This window comes from Devosia sp. A369 (assembly GCF_054489345.1).
This window is the reverse complement of sequence record NZ_JBTMWV010000004.1, coordinates 296763-303586: the sequence shown is the minus strand read 5'-3', so window position 1 is coordinate 303586 and position 6824 is coordinate 296763. Positions and strand designations below refer to the sequence as shown.

Here is a 6824-nt window from a genome sequence, read left to right as displayed (position 1 = left end):
CGAGATGAATGGCGACAGCTATCGTCTCGCTCAAAGCCGCGCCCGAAAGGCCGGCTGAGACACCTCAAAAATCGCACGCGCACATGAGACCCCCGCTCGGGCTATGCCCTCCCGGCGGTCTCATGTGCGCGCCAAAGGTGGCCTGGTCTTGCTCCGCCTAATGGCCGGATTTTACTCCGCCGTTGACAAAATGCTCGGTGGAATGAGCAGTGCAGTTTCCGCCGCCGAGACGATCAGCCCGAGGGTGAACTTTTCGCTATAGCCTGATCGCCGCATCGGTGAATACATGATCCGCCCCAGCGCGGCGACCGTTGCGGGCGCCGAACCGGACACCGCGCTGAACGCCATGCATCCGGCGATGGTGGCGTAGCCCGGGCCGCCGCGTACGCGGCGGAACAGGTTTTGAGCCGCGCCGCCGAGTAGACCGGCCAGCCGACCACCGGACATCATTTCGGCGGCGAACATGAAGAACGGAATAGCCAGCAGCACGTTGTGGTTGATCCCACCAACCATTTTCTGGATCAGCACGACTTCAGGCAGGGAGCCGAAATACACTACCTTGATCAGATAGCCCGGCACGCCGAGCACGAGGAACATTTCGAAGCCGACAAACAGCATGACGGCGGTGACGATACCTATGAGCCAGATCATCCCAGTTCACTCCCAGCCCACTCAGGCCGAACCGGGGTCCGGCGCGCATCCCGCACATTGGTCAGTCGCAGCAGGAATTGAAAAGCCAGCGACGCAAAGCCGATGCAGGGGGCGACATAAAGAATAAAAGTCGGGACCCCGAGCGTCGGGCTGATCTGCCCGGTCTTGGCCACGAACAGCACCAATTGCAGCGAGTAATACGAGGCGCCCGCGCAAAACAGCACGCCGACCACGTCGATGGTACCGTAAAGGATGCGGGTGGCCTTGGCCGAGAAGCGGCCGATAAACAGGTCGACGGAAATATGGCGGCCGATTTCCAGCGTCATGCCGCAGCCCAGGAACACCGCCCAGACCAGCATGTAGCGCGCCGCCTCGTCGATCCAGGCGAAATTGCTGGCATAGGTCGGCAGGAACAGGCGTACTAGCACGTTTAAGGCATAGAGCAGGACCATGACGGTCACCAGCGGCCCGTCACATAGCGCTCGATGACGCCCCAGATATCAGCGGTCCTCGCCAGACCTCGCCGTAGCGTTTCTATCATAGTGAATTTCTCCCCAAAGATGCAGGCAAGTGGCAGGCCGTGCGGCACGGCCTGCCAACGGGTGCGGTTAGGTTAGCCTCGGCATCCCGTTTTGAATGCGCCTACTATTTGGTGAGAAGCTGCAACTGCTCTTCGTAGAGCGCGATCAGCTTCTTGCCTTCATCGCCCGCCATGTCGAAATAGGCGTCGCGGGCCGGTGGGTAGATGACGTCGCGGAGTTCCTGGCGTTCCGCCTCATCTGCAACGCGCACGTTGAGGCCCGCATTGGTCAGGAATTCGAGCGATGCGGCAGCGTCGGCCTCCTTGCCGGCCTCAACTTCGGGCGCCAGTTCGAGGAACGCGGCCCGCACGATGGCCTGGTCATCCGCCGACAGGCTCTGCCAGAAACTCGGGCTGAACAGGAGCACCTCAATGATGACGCCATGCTCGGTGACGGCGACGTTTTTCTGCACTTCGAAAAACTTCATGCGCTGGATGATGTCGAGCGGATTTTCCTGCGCATCGATGACGCCGTTTTGCAGCGAGGTATAGAGCTCTCCGAACGACAGCACGATGGCCGAGGCGTCGAGGGCGGCAAACTGGCCGATCAGGATTTTGGAATCCATGACGCGGAAGCGCTGGCCGGCGAAGTCCTTGACGGTATCGAGCGCCTTGTTGGACGAGAACACCTTGCGGCCACCGGACCACAGCGCCACCGGCTCAAAGCCCCGGCTGCGGAAGGTTTCCAGCACGGCTTCGCCAAACGGACCCTCGCGCAATTCGCGCGAAATTTCGCGGTCCGAGGGGAAGATGTAGGGGATATCAAAGATCGACACGGCCGGGTCGAACCCACCGAGGAACGAGGCCGGCGTGATGACGGCATCGAGCGCCCCCAGTTGCACCGCTTCAGTCATTTCCCGCGAGTCGCCAAGCTGCGACGAGGGGAAAACGGTGATCTCGATCCGCCCATCGGTACGGTCCTTGATCAATTCGGCAGCCTTGAGCAGCCCGATATGCTTGGCCGTGGTGGTCGGGTCCAGATGCCCCAGGCGGGCGGTGATCTCGGCTGCATAGGCGCCGGTGCTGAGCGCTAGTCCCACTGCCATGGCGGCCAGTGATTTGGTAAAGAGCGACATTGTTAATCCTCCCATTTTGTCCTCAGGACGGCCGTCCTGAGCCAGTCTACCGAGCGCGTCACCTCTTGAAGCCCTGTGGCCGGGTGCTCTGCGTCGGGTTCGATTACGGCAAATTGGCTGGTCCTGTTCCCCCAAGTCCAGCCAGGTCGTGAGCGTCCGCATCAGCAATGCGGAGGCCAGGGTTATTGTGGCGCGTAGGCCACCACATCGATCTCGATCATGACGCCCGGCGCCAGAACGCTGCCCACCGTGGTCCGGACCGGCAGCGGCTCAGGCACGAGTTCGGCATAGACGGCGTCGTAGCGGCGAAACTCCGACAAATCGGACAGATGCACTGTCGCTTTGACGATGTCGCCCAGGCCGTGGCCGGCATCGCGCAGAATCGATTCCACATTCTTGAGTGTGGTGCGGGTCTGCTCTTCGATGGTCTCGCCGATGACATTGAGATCCATATCGCGCGAGCTCTGGCCCGCGACATAGACGAAGTCGCCGCACCTGATCGCTGCGGAATAGGCTCCGCGAGGCTTGGGCGCGCTTGGAGTGTTCACTTTGGTTTTGGTCATTGGCTATTTCTGCCTTCGCTAGAACTTCGGCTTCGCATTGGCCGGATCGCGCTGCGTCGCAAACGACAGCGGCGAAGGGCACGCGACATTTGGTAACTGAGAGCCTTGCGTTCACACAAGCAGAGATATTATTACAGAGCGCTCTAATTATGAGAACACCACATGATGCTGAACCCGCTCCGTTATCTGGTCGAAGTCGCGCGCTGCCGCTCCATCCGGGTGGCGGCCGATAATCTGCATGTCGCCCCCTCGGCGATCAGCCGCCATATCCAGAATATCGAACTGGAGCTGGGCACCGACCTGTTCGAGCGCAGTTCACGCGGCGTCAACCTGACCCCCGCCGGGGAGATTTACATCCAGTACGCCCAGTCCGTGCTGTTTGAAAAAGACCGGCTGCGCTTCGATATCGACGAACTCAAGGGGCTCAAGCGCGGCCATGTCCGCATCACCACCATTGACGGCGTGGTGTCGGGCCATCTGTCGGTGGCGGTGTCGTCCTTCACCAAGCTCTATCCCGGGGTGACGTTTCAGTTGACCTCGACCGGCACCGAATTGGTGACCAAGGCGGTGCGTGAGGGGGACGCCGATATCGGCATCGCCTATCAGCCGACCCCCGATCCCGAGGTCAACATTGTCATGCGGTTCGCCGACCCGCTGTTTCTTATCGTCGCCCCTGGGCATCCGCTGGCGGGCCGAAAATCGGTAGATTTCAGCGAGGCCCTCACCTTCCCCTACGCCCTGCCCGAAGCCACCTTCGGTATCCGCCGGCTGATCAATGCCTATTGCCGCGAGGAACGCATCTCGCTGGCGCCGACTCTCGAAACCAACTCCATCGAGGCACTGCGTGGCTTTGCCCGTTCCGGCGCCGGTGTCAGCATGCTGCACAGTCTATCGATCAGCCGCGATTTGGCGTCTGGGGTCGTTGCCGCCATCCCGTTCCGCAATCCGACGCTGCAGAAATCCTGGGTTGAGGTGTGCACCCGCGCGACCCGGCGCCTGCCGCCCGCCGTCGAGCAATTTACAAATCATCTTAGGGCGACGTTCCTGCAGGACCTGATCCAGCTATGAACTGCGGCCGCGCAGTGGGCTGCGGGACGCGTGCCGGGTCATCCAACATCACATCCTCCCTCATGCCCAATAGATTTGAGCATGAATAGAAACAACGGGAGCTTAGGTGGACGAACTAGCAGCCGAATATAGTCGAAAGACCAACAACCGCCCACCAAACGGCATAGGCCGTTCCGAAGACAGCAGGCCCCATGGGTGGCATGGTCGATGGGACAAGCGGCTCCAACACCGTAAGCCGTCCCGCGGCGCTGCGGAGTGCTGAACAGATAGCGCTTTGCGCCCGCCCACATCCGTAGAGCGGTTGCCTTATGGTCCAACGCCATATGTAGAATCCCCAAGGGAGCTGCCAGCATAGCACAGCGCCGAGACTGGGGAGATCTGGGGTGCCGTGTTTGGTCGGGCTGGTATTGGGCCGTGCGCTTAACCGCGTCGACAACGGACCAGCAGCCCTGCCGGCGCGGTGCTAAACATTGTGGCGAACTTCTCACGGCGCCGTGCGTTTTAGCTTGATCTCATCAAGATCGGAGACCCGTGATGCCCGCCAAATCAGCAGCCCAGCAGAAAGCCGCCGGGGCCGCCTTGTCGGCCAAGCGTGGCGATACGCCCAAGAGTGAACTCAAGGGCCCTTCGAAATCGATGTTGTCCATGAGCGAAGAGGAACTCAGCAAGATGGCGTCGACAAAACGCAAGGGAAAGCCGGAGCACAAAACAAAGCATTAGCGGCCGGCTCCAGTCCCTTCAAACCACAGTCAGCACCAATAAAATCGCAGTGAGGATCAGTCATGGCCAATAAACTCATCTGGGGAATTCTAGGGGGCGGGGTATTGGGCGCCGCCATTGGTTCGATCGCCGGCAATACGCCGGTTGGCATCGCGGTCTGCATCGCCGCTGGGGCCGTGGCGGCCGGTATCTGGCAGTATCTGGAAACACGCCGGGAGGATAAGGGAGCAGCAAAATGACCACGCCACTCGATCCGAGCAGACGAAACCCCAAGGGCGACCACAACCGCCGCATCGCGCTTGGCCTCGACCTGGATCAATTCGCGGCCGAGGCGGGCGTCAGCCCCGAGGATTTGCGGCACTACGAGACCACCAGCCCCGATGATGACTTCGACGTGGATGTCGCATGGCGGGTCGGCAAGGCATTGGCTCGTCTGGAAGCGCATCCGCCGACATCCCAGATCGTCGAAAGCGGAGAAAGCCAATGATGAAAGAAAAGCCCAAACCGACGCCGCTGGAAACCGGGACCGGCAAGCAGCAAGACGACAATATCGATGATCTGGGCCGGAAGCAGGATGGCTCGAGACAGGAGCAGCCCGGCCAGACCAAGCCATCAAAGCCGGTGGACTAACGCCTGCTGGCGCGGCGACGTCTATTGCGTGACCGGCGGCGCCGGGGTCGGCTAGTAGTTGGGACTGAGCCTGTCCTTGGCTACCGTCAGGCGAATCTGCAACCCTTCCCGCCGCCAGACCTGCTCGACCGCGCCGCCCAGTTGGCTGCCAACGGTCGCCTTGGTGAGCAAGGACCCGAATCCGGCGCCATCACCCGGCCCTTCCACGGCCGGGCCGCCACGCTCCGTCCAGGTGACAACAAAATCCACCTCGCCGTTTTCGCAGACAATATCGACGCCGCCCTGGGGCACCGAAAGCCCGCCATATTTGGCGGCGTTGGTGGCAAATTCGTGCAGCAACAGGGCAAAACTGGTAACGGCAGAACCGGCAACCGCGATGTCAGGCCCGGTGATCGTCAGGCGTGCCGATGCGGAGGCCGGGCCGGAATAGGGCGCGGCGATGGTCTGGATCAGGGCATGCAGGGTCGTGACCTGGTCATTGTTGCCGGCCGGCCCGGCGGCACGCCGGATCGTCAGTGAATGTGCCTGGGCCAGCGCATTGAGCCGCGCCGACACGGCTTGAGCCATTTCCTCGGACGTCGCCGCTGAGCGCGCACTCAGCGTCACCAGACTACTTGCCAGGGTGAACAGGTTTTTGACCCGGTGATCCATTTCCCGCAACAGCAGGTGCTGCTGCTCCTCGGCGCGCCGGCGGTCGGTGATATCACGGGCGATCTTGGAGGCGCCGATAACCCGGCCCGCGCGATTGCGGATCGGCGACACGCTGAGAGAAATATCGACCAAACTGCCGTCCTTGCGCTGACGGATCGTTTCATAGTGGTCGATCCGCTCACCCTGCCGGATGCGGCCAATGATATTGGGTTCTTCGTCAGGCCGATCAGCGGGAATGAGCATGGCCACCGGCTTGCCGATCGCTTCGGCGGCCGTATAGCCGAACAGCCGTTCCGCACCCCGGTTCCAGGTGATGATGGTGCCATCCAAATCCTTGGCCAGGATCGCATCATCCGATGATTCAACAATCGCCGCATAGCGCTGGGCGGTCTCATCAGCGGATTGGCGGTCGGTGATATTGACCAGCATATTGACGGCCCCGAGCAAGGCTCCGTCGGGGCCGAGGATCGGCGTGGGGAATGCCAGGAAGGGAATGAGCGTGCCGTCCGGCCGTTCTGCTATGGCCTCAACATCGCGTATCGGCCGGCGTTCGCGCAGTGCTATCGCCATCGGGCACTCATGGTGAGCCATCGGCGTTCCATCCGGCCAACGCAACTGCCAGGAGCCGCAAAACGTGCTTCTGCCGATGTCTGGGCGCGTGCCCCATAGTTCGGCCGCCGCTTCATTGTAAAAGGTGATCAGGCCATTGGGGTCGGTCATATAGACCGCCTCCGGCAAGGCCTCCAGGAGAGCCTCGATGGTAATCGCGGGTTCGCTCGCCCGCGCGGTTCTACCACCGAGCAGCACCGTATCGTCGCTCAATGGCAAATCAGCCATGTGGTACTCCCGGATGGTCCAACAGAAATCTGCCGAATTGCCATAACC

The 6824-nt window shown here is 61.4% G+C and carries 10 protein-coding genes; 5 read left to right on the top strand and 5 right to left on the bottom strand.

Features of this window, described 5'->3' with window-relative positions:
* Window positions 1–171: 171 nt before the first annotated feature.
* The 4 genes from ACX3OZ_RS08115 to ACX3OZ_RS08100 form a co-directional block, all read right to left on the bottom strand.
* On the bottom strand, window positions 172–651 hold the full coding sequence (locus ACX3OZ_RS08115) for a TRAP transporter large permease subunit (protein ID WP_459104242.1): 480 nt from the start codon (window positions 649–651) through the stop codon (window positions 172–174).
* Window positions 648–1103: a TRAP transporter small permease gene (locus tag ACX3OZ_RS08110; protein WP_459104241.1), complete on the bottom strand. Its 456-nt coding sequence runs from the start codon at window positions 1101–1103 to the stop codon at window positions 648–650. Before ACX3OZ_RS08110 ends, ACX3OZ_RS08115 begins: the two co-directional genes overlap by 4 nt.
* Window positions 1104–1296: 193 nt before the next feature.
* Window positions 1297–2307 (bottom strand): TRAP transporter substrate-binding protein, encoded by a 1011-nt coding sequence (locus tag ACX3OZ_RS08105; protein ID WP_459096911.1) that lies wholly within the window; start codon window positions 2305–2307, stop codon window positions 1297–1299.
* 182 nt (window positions 2308–2489) lie between these two features.
* Window positions 2490–2870, bottom strand: coding sequence for a RidA family protein (locus ACX3OZ_RS08100; protein ID WP_459096912.1), 381 nt, complete (start codon window positions 2868–2870; stop codon window positions 2490–2492).
* A gap of 162 nt (window positions 2871–3032) precedes the next feature.
* Between ACX3OZ_RS08100 and ACX3OZ_RS08095 the strand changes: the two genes are divergently transcribed.
* The 5 genes from ACX3OZ_RS08095 (at window position 3033) to ACX3OZ_RS08075 (ending at window position 5288) form a co-directional block, all read left to right on the top strand.
* On the top strand, window positions 3033–3938 hold the full coding sequence (locus ACX3OZ_RS08095) for a LysR family transcriptional regulator (RefSeq protein WP_459104240.1): 906 nt from the start codon (window positions 3033–3035) through the stop codon (window positions 3936–3938).
* Between the two features lie 534 nt (window positions 3939–4472).
* Complete coding sequence (locus tag ACX3OZ_RS08090) at window positions 4473–4658, top strand: DUF3008 family protein (RefSeq protein ID WP_459096914.1); 186 nt, start codon at window positions 4473–4475, stop codon at window positions 4656–4658.
* A gap of 62 nt (window positions 4659–4720) precedes the next feature.
* The gene (locus tag ACX3OZ_RS08085; RefSeq protein WP_459096915.1) at window positions 4721–4897 is read left to right on the top strand and encodes a hypothetical protein; all 177 of its coding nucleotides are present in this window, start codon (window positions 4721–4723) and stop codon (window positions 4895–4897) included.
* Window positions 4894–5145 carry a hypothetical protein gene (locus ACX3OZ_RS08080; protein WP_459096916.1) on the top strand — a complete coding sequence of 84 codons (252 nt, stop codon included), beginning with the start codon at window positions 4894–4896 and terminating at the stop codon, window positions 5143–5145. Before ACX3OZ_RS08085 ends, ACX3OZ_RS08080 begins: the two co-directional genes overlap by 4 nt.
* Window positions 5142–5288, top strand: a complete 147-nt coding sequence (locus tag ACX3OZ_RS08075) for a hypothetical protein (protein ID WP_459096917.1) — start codon at window positions 5142–5144, stop codon at window positions 5286–5288. The genes ACX3OZ_RS08080 and ACX3OZ_RS08075 overlap by 4 nt, the downstream gene beginning before the upstream one ends.
* A gap of 51 nt (window positions 5289–5339) precedes the next feature.
* On the opposite strand, the gene ACX3OZ_RS08070 is transcribed toward ACX3OZ_RS08075, so the two are convergent.
* Entirely contained in the window at window positions 5340–6761 is a 1422-nt protein-coding gene (locus ACX3OZ_RS08070; RefSeq protein WP_459096918.1) for a PAS domain S-box protein, read from the bottom strand.
* Window positions 6762–6824: the final 63 nt, after the last annotated feature.